This window comes from Lactiplantibacillus dongliensis, assembly GCF_005405105.1.
Lineage (GTDB): Bacteria > Bacillota > Bacilli > Lactobacillales > Lactobacillaceae > Lactiplantibacillus > Lactiplantibacillus dongliensis.
Genome location: NZ_BJDK01000034.1, coordinates 25,974 through 39,988 on the forward strand (window position 1 = coordinate 25,974; position 14,015 = coordinate 39,988).

28 protein-coding genes are annotated in these 14,015 nt (G+C 41.0%); 1 reads left to right on the forward strand and 27 read right to left on the reverse strand.

What is annotated here, in order from left to right; all coding sequences use genetic code 11:
- Position 1 precedes the first annotated feature (1 nt).
- The 24 genes from FFM80_RS11695 to FFM80_RS11795 all read right to left on the reverse strand — a co-directional run bounded on the left by FFM80_RS11695 (position 2) and on the right by FFM80_RS11795 (position 12,514).
- Positions 2–196, reverse strand: coding sequence for a DUF1056 family protein (locus FFM80_RS11695; protein WP_003644528.1), 195 nt, complete (start codon positions 194–196; stop codon positions 2–4).
- Positions 186–2,084 (reverse strand): terminase large subunit, encoded by a 1,899-nt coding sequence (locus tag FFM80_RS11700; protein ID WP_137640964.1) that lies wholly within the window; start codon positions 2,082–2,084, stop codon positions 186–188. Before FFM80_RS11700 ends, FFM80_RS11695 begins: the two co-directional genes overlap by 11 nt.
- Positions 2,085–2,086: 2 nt before the next feature.
- Complete coding sequence (locus tag FFM80_RS11705) at positions 2,087–2,545, reverse strand: phage terminase small subunit P27 family (RefSeq protein WP_137640965.1); 459 nt, start codon at positions 2,543–2,545, stop codon at positions 2,087–2,089.
- Positions 2,546–2,750: 205 nt separating this feature from the next.
- A complete protein-coding gene (locus FFM80_RS11710; RefSeq protein WP_137640966.1) occupies positions 2,751–3,263 on the reverse strand; it encodes an HNH endonuclease in 513 nt (170 codons plus the stop codon).
- Complete coding sequence (locus FFM80_RS14525) at positions 3,232–3,408, reverse strand: hypothetical protein (protein ID WP_171001099.1); 177 nt, start codon at positions 3,406–3,408, stop codon at positions 3,232–3,234. The genes FFM80_RS11710 and FFM80_RS14525 overlap by 32 nt, the downstream gene beginning before the upstream one ends.
- A 221-nt stretch (positions 3,409–3,629) precedes the next feature.
- On the reverse strand, positions 3,630–4,055 hold the full coding sequence (locus tag FFM80_RS11715) for a RinA family phage transcriptional regulator (RefSeq protein WP_015640516.1): 426 nt from the start codon (positions 4,053–4,055) through the stop codon (positions 3,630–3,632).
- Between the two features lie 147 nt (positions 4,056–4,202).
- Positions 4,203–4,625 carry a YopX family protein gene (locus tag FFM80_RS11720; protein ID WP_223877354.1) on the reverse strand — a complete coding sequence of 141 codons (423 nt, stop codon included), beginning with the start codon at positions 4,623–4,625 and terminating at the stop codon, positions 4,203–4,205.
- 12 nt (positions 4,626–4,637) lie between these two features.
- Positions 4,638–4,943, reverse strand: a complete 306-nt coding sequence (locus tag FFM80_RS11725) for a hypothetical protein (protein ID WP_137640968.1) — start codon at positions 4,941–4,943, stop codon at positions 4,638–4,640.
- Between the two features lie 172 nt (positions 4,944–5,115).
- Positions 5,116–5,427: a hypothetical protein gene (locus FFM80_RS11730; RefSeq protein ID WP_016527200.1), complete on the reverse strand. Its 312-nt coding sequence runs from the start codon at positions 5,425–5,427 to the stop codon at positions 5,116–5,118.
- Between the two features lie 2 nt (positions 5,428–5,429).
- The gene (locus FFM80_RS11735; RefSeq protein WP_137640969.1) at positions 5,430–5,732 is read right to left on the reverse strand and encodes a hypothetical protein; all 303 of its coding nucleotides are present in this window, start codon (positions 5,730–5,732) and stop codon (positions 5,430–5,432) included.
- Between the two features lie 135 nt (positions 5,733–5,867).
- Positions 5,868–6,653, reverse strand: a complete 786-nt coding sequence (locus FFM80_RS11740; RefSeq protein ID WP_137640970.1) for an ATP-binding protein — start codon at positions 6,651–6,653, stop codon at positions 5,868–5,870.
- Complete coding sequence (locus FFM80_RS11745) at positions 6,653–7,450, reverse strand: replication protein (RefSeq protein WP_137640971.1); 798 nt, start codon at positions 7,448–7,450, stop codon at positions 6,653–6,655. The genes FFM80_RS11740 and FFM80_RS11745 overlap by 1 nt, the downstream gene beginning before the upstream one ends.
- Positions 7,451–7,499: 49 nt before the next feature.
- On the reverse strand, positions 7,500–8,144 hold the full coding sequence (locus tag FFM80_RS11750) for a putative HNHc nuclease (protein ID WP_379853070.1): 645 nt from the start codon (positions 8,142–8,144) through the stop codon (positions 7,500–7,502).
- 53 nt (positions 8,145–8,197) lie between these two features.
- Entirely contained in the window at positions 8,198–8,764 is a 567-nt protein-coding gene (locus FFM80_RS11755) for an HNH endonuclease (protein ID WP_123808183.1), read from the reverse strand.
- Between the two features lie 15 nt (positions 8,765–8,779).
- Positions 8,780–9,241: a single-stranded DNA-binding protein gene (ssb, locus tag FFM80_RS11760; RefSeq protein WP_137640973.1), complete on the reverse strand. Its 462-nt coding sequence runs from the start codon at positions 9,239–9,241 to the stop codon at positions 8,780–8,782.
- Positions 9,238–9,864: an ERF family protein gene (locus FFM80_RS11765; protein WP_137640974.1), complete on the reverse strand. Its 627-nt coding sequence runs from the start codon at positions 9,862–9,864 to the stop codon at positions 9,238–9,240. The genes ssb and FFM80_RS11765 overlap by 4 nt, the downstream gene beginning before the upstream one ends.
- The gene (locus tag FFM80_RS11770) at positions 9,864–10,724 is read right to left on the reverse strand and encodes a DUF1351 domain-containing protein (RefSeq protein WP_137640975.1); all 861 of its coding nucleotides are present in this window, start codon (positions 10,722–10,724) and stop codon (positions 9,864–9,866) included. Before FFM80_RS11770 ends, FFM80_RS11765 begins: the two co-directional genes overlap by 1 nt.
- Positions 10,724–10,870, reverse strand: coding sequence for a hypothetical protein (locus FFM80_RS14530; protein WP_162839964.1), 147 nt, complete (start codon positions 10,868–10,870; stop codon positions 10,724–10,726). The genes FFM80_RS11770 and FFM80_RS14530 overlap by 1 nt, the downstream gene beginning before the upstream one ends.
- A gap of 2 nt (positions 10,871–10,872) precedes the next feature.
- A complete protein-coding gene (locus FFM80_RS14535) occupies positions 10,873–11,037 on the reverse strand; it encodes a hypothetical protein (RefSeq protein WP_164878063.1) in 165 nt (54 codons plus the stop codon).
- 11 nt (positions 11,038–11,048) lie between these two features.
- Positions 11,049–11,249 (reverse strand): hypothetical protein, encoded by a 201-nt coding sequence (locus FFM80_RS11775; RefSeq protein WP_015825332.1) that lies wholly within the window; start codon positions 11,247–11,249, stop codon positions 11,049–11,051.
- A 2-nt stretch (positions 11,250–11,251) separates the two neighbouring features.
- Positions 11,252–11,506: a hypothetical protein gene (locus FFM80_RS11780; protein ID WP_087509042.1), complete on the reverse strand. Its 255-nt coding sequence runs from the start codon at positions 11,504–11,506 to the stop codon at positions 11,252–11,254.
- A gap of 33 nt (positions 11,507–11,539) precedes the next feature.
- A complete protein-coding gene (locus FFM80_RS11785; RefSeq protein WP_016058357.1) occupies positions 11,540–11,719 on the reverse strand; it encodes a helix-turn-helix domain-containing protein in 180 nt (59 codons plus the stop codon).
- Between the two features lie 88 nt (positions 11,720–11,807).
- Positions 11,808–12,137 carry a DUF771 domain-containing protein gene (locus FFM80_RS11790; RefSeq protein ID WP_137640976.1) on the reverse strand — a complete coding sequence of 110 codons (330 nt, stop codon included), beginning with the start codon at positions 12,135–12,137 and terminating at the stop codon, positions 11,808–11,810.
- 173 nt (positions 12,138–12,310) lie between these two features.
- Positions 12,311–12,514, reverse strand: coding sequence for a Thoeris anti-defense Tad2 family protein (locus tag FFM80_RS11795; protein WP_137640977.1), 204 nt, complete (start codon positions 12,512–12,514; stop codon positions 12,311–12,313).
- A 60-nt stretch (positions 12,515–12,574) separates the two neighbouring features.
- Between FFM80_RS11795 and FFM80_RS11800 the strand changes: the two genes are divergently transcribed.
- Positions 12,575–13,018 carry a hypothetical protein gene (locus tag FFM80_RS11800; RefSeq protein ID WP_063485659.1) on the forward strand — a complete coding sequence of 148 codons (444 nt, stop codon included), beginning with the start codon at positions 12,575–12,577 and terminating at the stop codon, positions 13,016–13,018.
- Here the strand turns inward: FFM80_RS11800 and FFM80_RS11805 are convergent.
- Genes FFM80_RS11805 through FFM80_RS11815 form a run of 3 tightly spaced genes read right to left on the reverse strand, consistent with a single transcriptional unit; the run spans position 12,984 to position 13,889 of the window.
- Positions 12,984–13,187 (reverse strand): hypothetical protein, encoded by a 204-nt coding sequence (locus FFM80_RS11805; protein ID WP_137640978.1) that lies wholly within the window; start codon positions 13,185–13,187, stop codon positions 12,984–12,986. The two genes, FFM80_RS11800 and FFM80_RS11805, sit on opposite strands and share 35 nt — an antisense overlap.
- A 12-nt stretch (positions 13,188–13,199) precedes the next feature.
- Positions 13,200–13,409 carry a hypothetical protein gene (locus FFM80_RS11810; RefSeq protein ID WP_057138666.1) on the reverse strand — a complete coding sequence of 70 codons (210 nt, stop codon included), beginning with the start codon at positions 13,407–13,409 and terminating at the stop codon, positions 13,200–13,202.
- Positions 13,410–13,421: 12 nt separating this feature from the next.
- Positions 13,422–13,889, reverse strand: coding sequence for an ORF6C domain-containing protein (locus FFM80_RS11815; RefSeq protein WP_223877355.1), 468 nt, complete (start codon positions 13,887–13,889; stop codon positions 13,422–13,424).
- Positions 13,890–14,015: the final 126 nt, after the last annotated feature.

A 14,015-nucleotide genomic window follows, 5' to 3' on the forward strand; every position in this document is an offset into this window, starting at 1 on the left:
ATTAATCACCTCCTTTTTGGCCAGCTGTTACGACTTCCGAAAGCCAGCCAACTAAAAACAAAGCGACAGCAATTGCTAGAACGCCCTGTGCTTGCCCAAATAAAAAGGCTGCATATACCCCAGCAATCATACCTAGAATGAAACACAGCACATCAAAGTAATGCCAGATAGTTGCAAAAAATTGTTTAAAAATCATTAATATCATCTCCTAGCAATCCCGACTCTGGGTCATTAAACCATTCGAGAACTTGTTTTTCGTTCATACGTTCCACTTGCTTATCAGGATTGTTCACATCTGAAAAGTCTTCAAAGTGATACATGGCTTGATACAAGGCATCAATCAGCGCATCAACCACATCAATTTTAAGTGTGGCTTTAGCCTTATCAACCTGAATTCCAATCTTATCTTCATAGATTTCTGCATTCAGCAGCGCCTTTTCCATAATTCGATCATCAAGCCGGTCAACTGACCCTTCAACAAACACCTTTTGCAGAAACTTGGTTGGATCTTTCAGTTCACTGGTTCGTTGACGAATAGCTTCTAACGGCCAGCCAGAATTAAGTTCCAGCTGTTTGATAGCCGGCGTAGCTCCCCAAGCATCATAGCCAAAAAAGACCACCTCTAACCGGTGACGATCCACGAAGTTAAGCAGCCACTGATAGACTTGCTCGTCATTAATCAGACCTTGTGGGTGGCTACTAATCGTGCAGAAACCTTTTTTAGCTAAGTCCCGATAATTAATACCGTCTTGTTTTTCTTTAGCTTCAATCGAACCAGCTTTCTGCCACGGAATAAAGCTATGCTGATACATAAACCATCGTGGATTGCCCTTAGCATCCTGATAGGGGAACACAAATGCCAAAGCGGTATTATCGCTAAACATTGAGTAGTCAAATCCAATGTAGACTTGGCGATCATCAAAACTAAATGATGGCACAATGGCTTTTTCAACGTCAGGCAGTTTTAAGAAGCTGTCGGTCGATTGTTCTAGCCACAGGTTTAGATTTTTGTTTTGGAAATCGTTGAGTGTGCCCGACAAAGCGTCAGAATCGCGCTTATCTGTCAAGCCGTTCAGCAACACTTCTCGTTGGCTCGGTAAATCTAGTAAGGGATTACTTTTAACCCACATATCGGGCTTATAAGTTTCGCCCAGATTGTCCTGCGACCAAATAAGTCCCAAATATGTATCAGCATCGCGTAAATAATCTTGTTCCATGGCTTGCTGAATCATGCGCTCATCATCATGGAACGGAACAGTGGGATCGGGATATGCCGTTGAAATTTGAATAAATTGTTTATTGCGTACCTTAACTTGACCCGAAACAATTTTAGAAATCTTCTGCCGTGTCTTAATTTCACCAATTTCATCAAAAATAGCAGTTGTAAAGTGAAATGAGTCGTACTGACCGGCCTCATGGCTAATCGCACGTAGCTTGTTATTAGTCTTGCTCATTGTGACTTGATCGGCCTGTGAGGACAGCGTCCGTGTATCTAATCCACTATCAGCAATCAATGACTTAAATGGCTCAATCGTTGCAATCTTAGCGAGCATTGACTTAATGTAGCCTAGAATTTTACTAGTTTGTTTGTAATTAATAGAAGATACTAAGTAATCTTGGTTAGATAGTCCCAATGACTCAATCAAAAAACTATAGGCAGTGATAATCGCCATCAGATAAGTTTTGCCTTGGCCACGCGCAACGGAAACAATTGCTCGTGAGAAACGCTTGCCGCCGTCATCATTACGCCAGCCAACCAGCATAGCCATAATGAATTCTTGCCACGGCATAAGCTTGGTTGGTTCGCCTGTATCAACGTTTGGACAGATGGAAGCAAATTTAAGCACTTGGTCTACTTTCTTAACCGAATAAGTAAAGGGAAATTCAACGCTGCCTTGACGTTGCAAGTCTCTAATATGGCGAAAAGCCGCTAACTTGATCAAATAGCCAGTAATTACCTTTTCATCAAGGACATCAAAGGCATACTTTGTGCCTAAATCAGTGTATTGTTGGCGAATTGCTGAGCAGTCTAATGATTGATAGGCTCCAATAACATCATGTGTTTGTGTTAAATCAATCTTCATTATCAGTCTCCTAGAAATTCTTTCATACGATCACTAATACTTCGCTCGTCTTTGTGGTCATCTAAGTTTAACTTGAGCAAATCACTACGTGACTTAGGAGATAGTCCCAATTCAGCGCCTAGTTTAGTCAGATTTTTAACCGCTGAATCGTAAATTTGTGTCATAGGATTACGCTTGTATCCCACGAAGTCTCGACCAATTTTTTTACCGGTCTGATCTTGTAACGTTTTATAGATTGCTTGGACTTCACCGTTTTCCTGGATATGTTTATACGCATTGCGGTAAATCTCATACTGAGAAGCATATTGTTCCACAAGTCCGCTATCAATGCGTCTAACTGGGGTGTTATCCTCTAAAAAAGGCACTAATCGACGCCAAACGACCTTAGCTTGCCGTCCTAAGTAAGCTGGCGGTGTGCGCGTTAATTGACCGTTGTTGACGTCTTTATCTGCTTTTTTCATTTTCTCTGCCTCCTTTCATTATTTGGTGACCCCCCTACCTAAAAATTTTAAAAAAACGTTTGCGTCACAAAATGATGGTTATGTGTGGCTCTTATCACGTCGTATAAGGGGGCGGGGGCTGTTTTAATTATCATTTAGTATAATTACACTCATAAATCTAAAGCCATTTAAATCGCACGACAGACACCAATAAATTGATTTAACTTTATTTCTCATTCATTAATACAACGATTGACGATACATCATTGATTGGTGTTACACTTTGTAGCTCATTGCCTTGACCAGTGCCATAGTATGATTGTTCCCAGTCTGTCTTAGCACGATGGCAGCTCCTACAGATTACGGCTAAGTTATCAACGTTAGCTTTCAATGTTTCATCAAACTCAATTGGCACAATGTGATCGACTGTCTTAGCAGGTGTGATAACGCCTTGCACTTTGCAGTAAGCACATAAGTAATGGTCACGCTCTAGGACTTGTTGCCTTAGATGTGACCATTGCCTTGTCCGATAGAAGCTGTATTGCTGACGCTTAGTGTCATCACGATTACGTGTGACCGTGTTGTACTTGTGAGTATATTGTTTGTCATTGCTACGTGCCCAACGTTGACGACTAGCCAGGTACTCAGCTTCATGCTCATAGTGCTGCTGACAATAGTGGTCAGGGAAAGTGACCATCGCATGGCAGTTAGGATAGCGGCATCTTCTTGTCTTTGGCATGTTGCTTCCCCCGTTTCTTTTCCAAACTAAAAGCGCCATGCTTCTTAGCACGACGCTTCATCCATTTATCTAAGTGGGCATCCATCTCCGCTTCTTTCGGCGTGACGTAGCCGTATTTTGTGTTAGTCATCTTTGCCATATTCATTGTGGTTACTCCTAAATTTATGTATCAAAAAAGCCCAGTGATTAACTGGACTTACTGAGCTGTATAACTATATCACCGGCAGGCCTCGAACCTGCATCCCATTGTGGCTTACCAATTAGCCCACAGCGATTGCCAGTCTGTAATTGCACGTCAATCACATTTGGCATACTACCAATTTAGCACGATTATAGGGGTCGAAAGTGCACGATTAGTGCACGTTTTTATATTTCATACAATCCAAACCCCTTAGCGCAATCGTTGATAAAAGTTTTCTTTAAGTCAAACGCTTTTCGACGGCTAACATTTATCATATGATTTGCAATTAATCCGTCAATTGTGTACTGCTGGTGTTTCTTAAAATATAGCTCATTTATAATTACTTCTGTATCACGGCCAACGCCGTCTAAACAATCATCAATCACTTCTCGCTGACGCTTCAATGTGTTAATGCGCCGATCATCGTCAATTGTAATGAGCGTATTTAACGCCGTTTCCGGATACTTGTATTGCGCCTTGCCACCTCCGACATTATCATCACGTGGTACAGTTGGATAACGTAATTCCTGTTCACGTTTCTCGATATACTTGTCAATCTTGGGATAGTCACGTAGAATATCTTCAACTTTTCTAATCGTCGTTCGTTTCACTACCAATTCCCCTTTCACTCAACTCCGCAATGTCAGCAATGAAGTCCTAGCCAATTTGTGCCTGTTGCTCAATTGTCAGTGCCGCGTTCATTTCCAAATTGGCAACTGTGGCTTTCGTTTGAATTGCTTTGGCGTATTCGATGTCAGTCATTCGTTATCCTCCAATAGCTCCGGGTTATTGTGAATATTACCAATTAGCCGCATTTCATTACTGAAATAGTACCCATCTACGCCAAATTCCTTGCTAGAAACATCCTTAGCAATCCATTTACCGTATACATAATTGCCTTTCTTAACTTCAAAAGGTTTGCCAATATTCCTCTTAGTGTAAGAAATGACTGGCTGTAAAACATCGCCTTCATAGATATCCTTGCCACTCACGTCTGTCAGGCCGGTAAACTGTTCAAGCTCAAACAGCGCGCCAATTCCATCTGCTTTACCATCATTAGAATAACTACCATTGCCATCAGTGCTAGCTTCTGCCCAATAGGCTTGGCCATTAATTAATTCGATATTGTCAGGTAACAGCATTTTATTCTGAACTTTGTCCCACGCTCTAAGCTTAATCATCGTCGCCATCTCCTAAAACAAACTAAGTTGTGGTTCTGGATCCCGGAGCTGATCGTATGCCACCAAATTGTGCATGGCACTGGTTCCATCATTGAACATGCCCAAATTAATAAATAGATTCTGTTCAATGTTAAAAATCAGCTCATTATCGTCATTAATGAACCACTTCCGTGAATGCCAATGTTTGCCCCATGCATCGAACTCAATCAATGTCCGGCACGCGTAAGCGGTCACGTTGCTATGGTTCATAATTTTCCCACAAGGCTTATCAGGCCAATAAACTCTTTTCAGTTCGTCCGAATTATTAACTATTGTCATTATTTACCTCCATCTCCTATCATCTGTTAGAACTCGATAGTTCCAGTGCTATCACAATCCATGCCACAACACTGATAAAAGCAACCCCATGCCAAAATCCATCTAAGAAGCTCCCAATGGTTGTGACTAAAATAAATATCGTTGAACGCTTCTTAGTGTGTTTAGGCATAACTCACAGTCCTTCCGGTACACGCTCTTTAATGTACGTGTCAAATTGCCGCTCAATTTTACGACTCTCTCTGGCTAACTGATCCACTGTTGTAATACGTTCACTACCGGTCCGGATTAAATACCCACGAAGCCAGTGCAATGCGTCCTCGACATTCTTACAATGCGCTAGGGGTGCTTCTACTAGGCGATTGATGCCAGACTTATCATCATAGCTAGTTACAGGGTGGCCCTGACTGTCTAATGACATCCTGTTAACCTTAACTTCGTATTTGTCACTAGTCAGATGATACTGTCCAATTTTCATATCAATCATGTTTATTCGTCCTCCGTAATGTAGTATTTGTTTTCGTCAATCGCGCGAATACGTCTATCAATCCAACTGTTACTGTGCTTTAACTCCCGAGACACCCTATTTTTACCCTGCTTGCCTTTCATGACTAATTTAATGGCATTATACTGGGTACGCGTAATCTCCGTGTAATCGCCTGATACGGCCTTAATTCCAGGCATCTTATGCAAGTTAGCTAGTTTGCTCTCAGGCACGTTATCCAAGCTGCCATATCTCGCTTCTAGCTTATGAATTACTTCCAGCTCTTTCAACCAATTTTTACTTGTCATAGGCTAACTTCCTTTCAAGCTCTTGTTCGTAATGAGCGTGTATCTCATTCGTACAATTCGGGCATGGCCCAAAAGTGAAACCATAACTCCCAAGTGGTTGCTGAACAACTTTACTACCATGACATAATTCACAACTCATACACTTCTGACTCCTTCCATGTTGTCAAACAGCAATTGACAGCTAGTATCCTTGGTATATAAGCGATCAATTGTCTGACCACTATACATGTTTTCTAACTGGCTTCGTGTATTGTTGGTAGTGATAATCGTTGCTAATTTGCCATCGTTAATGTTAAGGTTCCATCTGGCATTGGCAACGTCATACATCAACGTACGTAAATCTTTGTGCACTGGCTTGTAGAACCCTTTTTCAGTCGGCTTACTACCTTCAGTACCAAAGTCGTCTAGCACCAACACGTCGACTTTTTTCATGTCCTTTAGAACATAGTTTAAGTGTTCTCTGACATCTGGCGCTTCGTATTTCTCATTAACCAGCCGTAGCAACTCAGCTGTTGAGACAAACATTGCTGTTTGGCCTACACTCATTAGCTGATACATGATTGCTAGTGCTAACGATGTTTTACCAACACCAGGGCCGCCTGCAAGTGCTACGTTGAACTGGTTAGTCTCTAATTGCCTAGCTAACTTAAATGCTTGATTGCCAAGCTCTCTAGTTTTAGCTTGATTAGGCTGTTTATCAACCTGCCAATCATTAAAGCTAAATCGTAGTGGCACGCCTCCAGACCAGACTGACATGCGATAGTAATACCGTTTTCGGTTAGCAATTACGCTCGCATTCGCCCAATCAATTGTTTGATGATCCAATTCTTCTTTGGTTGGCAACTTAGTTGTATCAATTCCTCTAGCCGCTACTACTTTCCGAATCGTGGCTTGATTGAATAACTTCGTTACATTTTCCATTAGCCAAACCAGTCCTCTCGTGTTTGTGGCGCAACATTAGTCGGGCGATCCCGCTCAGCCTGACCCATGAGCGTGTCATACTGCTTGCGTAACTTTCCTGCCGATAAAATGTTTGCTTGCCAGAATGAATTATCCTGTGACCAATCTACTAGCCAATCTAATTTTTCATAATCACGATGATCACGTTCGTGTGCCAATCGAATATCATTAGCCCATTTTTGTAAGTTTGGGTCTTTGAAGTCAGGTTGCCGTTGCTTAATTCTGGTCAACAAATGACTAGCAATTTTGTATGGCTGAGAAGACGGGTCATAATTCGGTTTTGTCGAATGGTGACTATCTTTATTATCCTTACCTAACCTAACCTCTACTAACCTATCCTTACCTAACCTATGCGGTCCATTGCCCGTCCATTGGTTGTCCATTGGACGTCCAGTAGTCTTACCCGTGTCAGCACGTGGTTTTGGTTCAGTTAATTCTATGTTTGGCAAGACTTCTAATAGCAAGTCCTTATATATCGAATCCACTTTTCTATCCGCTCTAATTCGATTATTTTCGTTCCAATCCGTGATATAGGCAACTAAGTCATCGTTTAAAACATTTACAAAATTCTTAGCTACTAGTATTCGCAAATCGTCCTCAACTGCACCAGTTTGCCGCATAACCGAGAACGCTTCTACAACACCATCATCATCCGCATGCAACCCCAAATGGAAATAGAGCGCCTGACTGCTCAACGGCATCTTTAAAAGTTTAGCGCTATCAGTTATACGGTTACTAAACATTCTTCTCTGTGCCATCTCTTAATCCTCCCTTATTTACTAGTAGGCATTCCACCTACCCGGTGTATTAGTCACTGCTGTATTTACCTTTCAAGCCAATTCGTTTTAACGTTTCTTTATCTAGTTTTATCCCCTCTACTGGGACGTGGTATTTTGCACTAAATGCCACGGATCCAATTTGCTCAATCTCGCTGTGATGGACTCGACACAATGCCATAACGTGCCGTTTGGTGTGGTCAACGTGTGTTCTGTTCAAGCCGGCTCCGATAACGTCTACATGATGGATATCAGCACGATTACCACAGATCATGCAAACTCGATGGCGGCAACATTGAAACAGATAATACTCCTGCTCACGTGGTAATAGTTTATAGCCTTCCTTGAACGGCACGTGCCACTCAAACATGAATTCGATAACTAGGTCGAGTAACTGGTTAGCATCGCTCACAGACGATTCTGTGGTGTCTGACAGGCTAATCTGCTTGCCAAACGTGTATGACTCATACTGCAAATAAAACAAGTTTTTCAAGAAGTCTGTCGGCATGCCTGACCACGTATAGATGTCACTAAGTAACGCGAAGAACAAGCGTCGTTGTTGTGGCCTAGCTTTACGTGTGTCAGCTATTTCACCATCAACGTAGAACAAGTCTCGTGAACCACTAACTGTTTCGGCATGATCTAAATTAGGTTGCTCATTCAGTTCCACCAACAAGTAGTGTTTGCCCTGTCGTTCAAAATATTTAGCCCGTGAGCGTTGCACATAGATCACTCCTCACGCTGTACAATAATCTTGTATTCACCAAAATTTGTAATGCCACGGTTCACTAGGCCCGAAATAAATCCATGATTCATACCCAGAAAATTGCTTGCTTCTGCCATGCTAATAAACGAATGCTGAATGTTATCGTATGAGCCAACCAAAACAACCCGTTTACTGCTCTTGTTGAGCCCAGTCTTAAATGCATGTTTTTGGTTCTCTTTATACGTACACCATTCCAAATTTTTCGGTGCGTTGTTTAACGGATTCCCATCAATGTGATTGATGCATGGTTTGTTTTCAGGATTTGGAATAAAAGCCGACGCAACTAATCTTGAAACCAACTTAGTTTTATGGGAACCGTTTTTCCAAAGGTCTACTCTCAAATCACTATGCTTGCTTCGAACCCTTTTTTCACGTTTGGGCATTATCTGTCGTCGTTTCCAAATACGTTTTTGAATCTGCCCATTTTTCATTTTTCTTGTGGTTCGTTTACCCTCAACACTCCAAATTGTTCCATGATCACTGGCTTCATATATACCTTCGTACCGTGGAATTTTTTTATAAACTGTCATTAATCACAACTCCAACTAGAATGGTAAATCGTCTGAACTAATATCAATCTGGCCACCATTATTTCCATACTGGTTTTGATTGTTATCATATTTTCTATTATCGCTATTGTTTGAGCTGCGACCATTACTATTAGCACTTTGATGATGTTCAGATTCAGCACGTGATTCAAGCAATGAGAAGTTATCAACGACTACTTCAGTAACATAAACACGAGTTCCCTGCTGATTTTCATAGTTTCTCGTTTGAATGTGACCATCAATTCCAATAAGTGATCCTTTATGTGTGAAATTAGTTAAATTTTCAGCAGCCTTCCGCCAGATGACACAGCTAATAAAATCAGCTTCACGTTCTCCATTTTGATTTGTAAATTGGCGATTTACAGCAATCGTGAACGTTGCAACCGCAGCACCGCCATTCGTATAACGTAATTCTGGGTCTCTTGTAAGCCTACCAACTAAAACGCTTCGATTAATCATGCCTTGTCACCCACCTTGCCCGTTAATTTTTCAAGTTGTTCTGTGATTAGCTTAATCAATGAATTTGCCATGTCATGACGCAATGCACCAATTGTTGTTAACCCCAGATATCCCTTCTGAACATCCTTTGCTGGTTTACCAGTAGTTTTAGCCATTTCGTTAAACAGATTAGTTAACAATTTTTGCTGATCATGACTGACCTGTTCGAACTGCGGTGCACCTTCATTTGCTGACTGACCATCATCATCGGTTTCAGAGTTAACGCCAAACGTTGTACTCAATGAATATCGACGCGCATAGGTCATAGCGCTGCCGACATCTTGCGCTTTGCCACTTGTTTTTATTTCAGTCCATGATGATTCAAATCGATAACCGTCTTTGTGAAAGACAATTGTTCTAACCGATACAATACCAGCATTTGTCTTAGTATCTTGAAGCCAAGCCAATCCTGTTTCTTTGATTCCTTCGTTGATAGCTTTAATCAAATCTTTTAACATAACATAATCATATTTTGTGCTTTTATAACTAACATGTCCGTTTTCTTTTGGTGCAACAACTTGCTGTTGGAATAATGCTAATGCACTAGCAAATGCTCCCACAGCCTTAGCTTCTTCAATACTCATTAGTTCACCGCCTCAAATTTAATACCATTCTTTTTCATATATGAAGATAGCCCCCACATCTGGTCTTTAGTGGCTGTAATTTTCAAAGTTCGAGTAAGGGACACTACTTCGCCGGTGTCTGTATCGACAATTTTACCGGTACTCGTTTCTTGCTGATGCTCTGCAGCCACTTGCTGTTTAAGCTCTCGCTGACGTTCACGTTCTTTGGCTGATTCGACTTGCCGGTCAATTGCCTGCAACAAGTACTGGACGTCCTGTCCTTGCTTCAACTGGTCAATCCATGGGATGGGATCAACGTCGACTGCTTGAGCATACTTGGTAATCATCGTTGTGGCAGTAGCCAACTTATCCTTGGCTTGCTTTACCACCGTCATCGACGATGCAACTTCTTGAGTGATTTGTTTGTTGCTGATGCTCTTATTCAGCCAACGAGGATCGAATTCAATTTCATCCACCCCAACGTCGTAATTGGGTGCCATTTCAGCAATCAAGTCCATCACGTCAGCTTTGCGTTGTTCACGGCGTTTAACCTCCAGCTCACCAAGCCCTTCATCAATCGGATCAATGATCATGTCGATGCTGGCTTCAAGCTTTTTTACCTCGGTTTCAAACTCACGTAATGGTTGATTATAATTTCGCTTGATTTCTTTGCGCCGATCATCAAGCGCCTTTTTGAGCTTGTTCAATTTGGCCCGCACTTGCTTGCTGTCAGTTACGTTATCTTCGGTAATTACTAAATTTGAGTAACGCGATACATATTGCGCAATGGACGCCTGCAATCCTTCCAAATTGTTAATTTTAATTGGTACCGGTTGATAGTCCACCGTGTAGTCTGGCAGATTAATTACTTCATTCGCCATTATTCAAGCCCCCGTAATTCGTTCAATTCTGTTTCACTCTTATCCAACATCTTGTACAACTTGGCCAGCGATTCACCATCACTGATCCAAACACTGTTGATAACATGCTTTATAAACTTGATGTGATTGTTCACGATTTCTTCCATAGCTACCGTCCTCGCTTTCTTAGCACTTGCAAACGAGACTGCTTTGGAATAGAGTAGATGTTGTTTATAATTGTCTCTTCCATTAGTCCATCGTTAGCCGCTACTAGCGATGGCTTTTTTTGCACTCGTTTCCAGTTGTTAACTGATAAAACTGATGCTTTTGGCATGATCATTCCTCCTACTTGAGCACTTGAATACCATTGGTAATAATCTCGAATTGTTGTCCATTTTGTTCAATTACAGCTACATCTTTTTGAGTGCGCAATGTGAACGGAATTTTTTTAATATCCACTACTTTGCCAACGCCGGCTTCTCGTATTAATTGGCCGCAACTATACTCAGCCTTGAAACTCACCCGATCGCCTACATGAACTTTCATGATCATTCCTCCATTTCTAATGCTTCTTGCCAATCAATGACATATCCGCCACCAGGACACTTGCTAACTGAAATATCTTCTTCTGATAGTGTGTTGATAACGCCAACACTAATTCCAGACTTGTTCCAGATGATTGAGTGATGGCCTGACAAACTAGCAACATTCATTTCACTTAGTAAATCATTTGCTTGTGCCTTGTCAGAATTGGCAACTAATTTATTGCCAAGCCCAACAAATGCATCTGTGTCTCTTACCATTACATTTCCTCCTTAAATTTCCCGTTAAATGGTTTAAAACGTTTTTGAATTTAGGTATTTTTCAAGTTCCTTACGTTCAATGCGTTTTAGTCTGCCAATGCTAGTTACCTTTAAACCGTCATTAATCATCTTATAGACTGTATTTACACTACCAATGTGAAGCTCTTCCATCACTTGCTGATAAGTAAGCCATTGAATCTCCGTTTTACTCATATCATTTCCTCCTAAATTCCAAACCAGTTTCTAATCTCACGACGCTTGTACCACACGGTTGTTAGCGCCCAAGTTAATACCGCTACTTCTACCATGGCAATTCCTCCCAACGAGATTCCAAAAAGTCAGCCATCACGCTAGCCTTAAACTTCCAGGCGCTACCGCGTCCCTTGTGAATTATTTGACCTTGTTGCTCCATACGTCCAATCTCACGACTGTACTTAGGATTTTCAAGTATGTTCTTTTTCAACCAATCAATTGACTTGTTACCGCACCAGATTCGTAAATCTGCCATAGTCCAAGTACGGCCATTCATAGTCTGATCCAGCAACTTGTTATACGTATCTTCATCAACTAATACATATTGATCCATATCTTTAACGTGCATCGGAACCGTTGCCACTTTTAATGCTTGCATAATAGAGTCTCCTTTCTAATTTAATATTGCTAGTCCTTCCATGCTGGCTTAGTTGTATACTTGGCTTATTCCAATTAATCGAGGTGATAAAATTGGAAATTAATGACTACAATCTTACGAATGATGCTAAGTTTCTAATTTGTTTCAAAAGTTAAGAATGCTATTCCTTTTGTTTAACCAATTACAAACCAATCCTTAGCCGTCAAATCATCTAATCTTGGCTCCCAACGAATAAAAGCTTGCTGATAATTTGGCAGTACAATGATGCCAGCTGAAGTGTTTGTTGGAATATAAATACATGGTCTTGGCTCGTCCTTATGCCTTGCAATTCCACGTCCGCTTTTTTGTGCTTCTTTAATCGCTTTACCTATTTTCATTCCGTTCACCTCCTTGCTAGTTGTATAATTAAGCCATCTCAATAAAGTGAGGTGATAAATATGAATTTAAAGCAAGCCGCTATACTTGATTTTAGTTTCAATGAATTGCTCCACGATCTTGATAGGGGCAAAGCTAAAAGATGTGTTTGGTCTTTCAACAATGAACTTTTCACGGCATCTTTTTATAAGAACAGTCCATTCAAAGATGGCAAAAAGCTGTTTTCCTATAACGAAGCTTTTTCGAAACGTTTTCCCAGAAAGGATTCATTTACTGACCCAAGAATTTTTTGGCTTAACAATTTGCCGCTATTCATAAATGATCTTAAAAACTTTATTCTTTCCGACCAGGTTGATGAAGACGATCTAGTTGAAAATTTTGTTTTGACAAACGTTTCCTTTTTCAAAAAAGATTTAGGCAATTTCAGTTTTTATCTTTTTCCAGAAGACGCTCAAATTGAAATAGTTTCAGCTATTTCAGTCGAAACTTTGGATCAAAATGTTTGATATGTTCCAATACATTTTGAAGTTCAGCACTAAGTTGCTGAGCTTTTTTTATTGCATTTTTCAGATCTTCACCATTTTCTAACACTAATGTGATTCCAGGTTCTTCTTGGTCTGCTGAGAAAGCTTTGTCATACTTTCTAACGCCCAACATTTTTTCTTCATCTTTCATGTTCCAATCCTCCTATGCTGGCTGTTCATTTAAGTAAAGGTCGCTCATACCAAGCATGTCCGCTGCTTGTGCTAAAGCGTCATAGTTCGTCGCTTGAACTTCACTAACTGTGCTTGGCTCCCACTTACCACCGTTAACCCGAGATTTAAGGTTAGGGTTCAATGTCGTATCGTTATACTCAAGCAAGAATTTCAGTGTTTCACGTACATTTTCAAATTCCATTGTTTTTTCCTCCTATGCTGGCTCCTTGTCTAATCTAAGTGACGTCTGCCGAATAATCGTCTTAGTTGCTGTAGACGGCTCCCAGTCGTTGATGAAGTCCATTACCATCTGGTAGTCCTTCTTGCGTAGCATTGACCGAGCACTCACGTTAGCAATCTTCTTGATTCCACTGCCGATATCTTTGAACAGCTCGCCTCGTTGTTTCTGTGTGATATGACCATAGCTATGTGCGACTTCCGACACGCGCTGATTAACACGCCGGTTAAGCACACTATATTCAGGATTAGGAATAACTTGGTTCTCTTTGAGGTCTTTCACATCGCCCTCTACACTGTCTAGGCGCTGATTAGTTTCCTCATTGGCTTGCAGCGCCAATCTGGCAATCTCTCGTGGCGATGTTGGTAGTGCAAACTGTTTCGGGTTAAAGTAGTTTTCTTCCAGCTCATCAAACATGTCCCAAGCTTGATCAGTTCCAAGCATTTTTGAATGCCGGCTAGCACCACGCTTTGTCCAAAGATATAAAGAACTAACGCTTGGTGCTAGTTGATTTGGTTTATAGTATCCACTAATAAGCATTGTTCTAGCCTAGCTTGAAAGCCTCTTGCT

Bases quoted from the DNA above. Each gene is read 5' to 3' on its own strand.
- FFM80_RS11720 (WP_223877354.1), bottom strand. From the start codon at position 4,625: ATGATTAAGCTTAGAGCGTGGGACAAAGTTCAGAATAAAATGCTGTTA.
- FFM80_RS11815 (WP_223877355.1), bottom strand. From the start codon at position 13,889: ATGCTTGGAACTGATCAAGCTTGGGACATGTTTGATGAGCTGGAAGAA.
- FFM80_RS11785 (WP_016058357.1), bottom strand. From the start codon at position 11,719: ATGAGTAAAACGGAGATTCAATGGCTTACTTATCAGCAAGTGATGGAA.
- FFM80_RS11780 (WP_087509042.1), bottom strand. From the start codon at position 11,506: ATGGTAAGAGACACAGATGCATTTGTTGGGCTTGGCAATAAATTAGTT.
- FFM80_RS11695 (WP_003644528.1), bottom strand. From the start codon at position 196: ATGATTTTTAAACAATTTTTTGCAACTATCTGGCATTACTTTGATGTG.
- FFM80_RS14535 (WP_164878063.1), bottom strand. From the start codon at position 11,037: ATGCCAAAAGCATCAGTTTTATCAGTTAACAACTGGAAACGAGTGCAA.
- FFM80_RS11765 (WP_137640974.1), bottom strand. From the start codon at position 9,864: ATGAGTATTGAAGAAGCTAAGGCTGTGGGAGCATTTGCTAGTGCATTA.
- FFM80_RS11740 (WP_137640970.1), bottom strand. From the start codon at position 6,653: ATGGAAAATGTAACGAAGTTATTCAATCAAGCCACGATTCGGAAAGTA.
- FFM80_RS11800 (WP_063485659.1), top strand. From the start codon at position 12,575: ATGAATTTAAAGCAAGCCGCTATACTTGATTTTAGTTTCAATGAATTG.
- FFM80_RS14530 (WP_162839964.1), bottom strand. From the start codon at position 10,870: ATGGAAGAAATCGTGAACAATCACATCAAGTTTATAAAGCATGTTATC.
- FFM80_RS11775 (WP_015825332.1), bottom strand. From the start codon at position 11,249: ATGAAAGTTCATGTAGGCGATCGGGTGAGTTTCAAGGCTGAGTATAGT.
- FFM80_RS11755 (WP_123808183.1), bottom strand. From the start codon at position 8,764: ATGACAGTTTATAAAAAAATTCCACGGTACGAAGGTATATATGAAGCC.
- FFM80_RS11790 (WP_137640976.1), bottom strand. From the start codon at position 12,137: ATGCAAGCATTAAAAGTGGCAACGGTTCCGATGCACGTTAAAGATATG.
- FFM80_RS11805 (WP_137640978.1), bottom strand. From the start codon at position 13,187: ATGAAAGATGAAGAAAAAATGTTGGGCGTTAGAAAGTATGACAAAGCT.
- FFM80_RS11810 (WP_057138666.1), bottom strand. From the start codon at position 13,409: ATGGAATTTGAAAATGTACGTGAAACACTGAAATTCTTGCTTGAGTAT.
- FFM80_RS11705 (WP_137640965.1), bottom strand. From the start codon at position 2,545: ATGAAAAAAGCAGATAAAGACGTCAACAACGGTCAATTAACGCGCACA.
- FFM80_RS11700 (WP_137640964.1), bottom strand. From the start codon at position 2,084: ATGAAGATTGATTTAACACAAACACATGATGTTATTGGAGCCTATCAA.
- FFM80_RS11735 (WP_137640969.1), bottom strand. From the start codon at position 5,732: ATGACAAGTAAAAATTGGTTGAAAGAGCTGGAAGTAATTCATAAGCTA.
- FFM80_RS11770 (WP_137640975.1), bottom strand. From the start codon at position 10,724: ATGGCGAATGAAGTAATTAATCTGCCAGACTACACGGTGGACTATCAA.
- FFM80_RS11710 (WP_137640966.1), bottom strand. From the start codon at position 3,263: ATGCCAAAGACAAGAAGATGCCGCTATCCTAACTGCCATGCGATGGTC.
- ssb (WP_137640973.1), bottom strand. From the start codon at position 9,241: ATGATTAATCGAAGCGTTTTAGTTGGTAGGCTTACAAGAGACCCAGAA.
- FFM80_RS11795 (WP_137640977.1), bottom strand. From the start codon at position 12,514: ATGAAAATAGGTAAAGCGATTAAAGAAGCACAAAAAAGCGGACGTGGA.
- FFM80_RS11745 (WP_137640971.1), bottom strand. From the start codon at position 7,450: ATGGCACAGAGAAGAATGTTTAGTAACCGTATAACTGATAGCGCTAAA.
- FFM80_RS11725 (WP_137640968.1), bottom strand. From the start codon at position 4,943: ATGACAATAGTTAATAATTCGGACGAACTGAAAAGAGTTTATTGGCCT.
- FFM80_RS14525 (WP_171001099.1), bottom strand. From the start codon at position 3,408: ATGAATATGGCAAAGATGACTAACACAAAATACGGCTACGTCACGCCG.
- FFM80_RS11730 (WP_016527200.1), bottom strand. From the start codon at position 5,427: ATGATTGATATGAAAATTGGACAGTATCATCTGACTAGTGACAAATAC.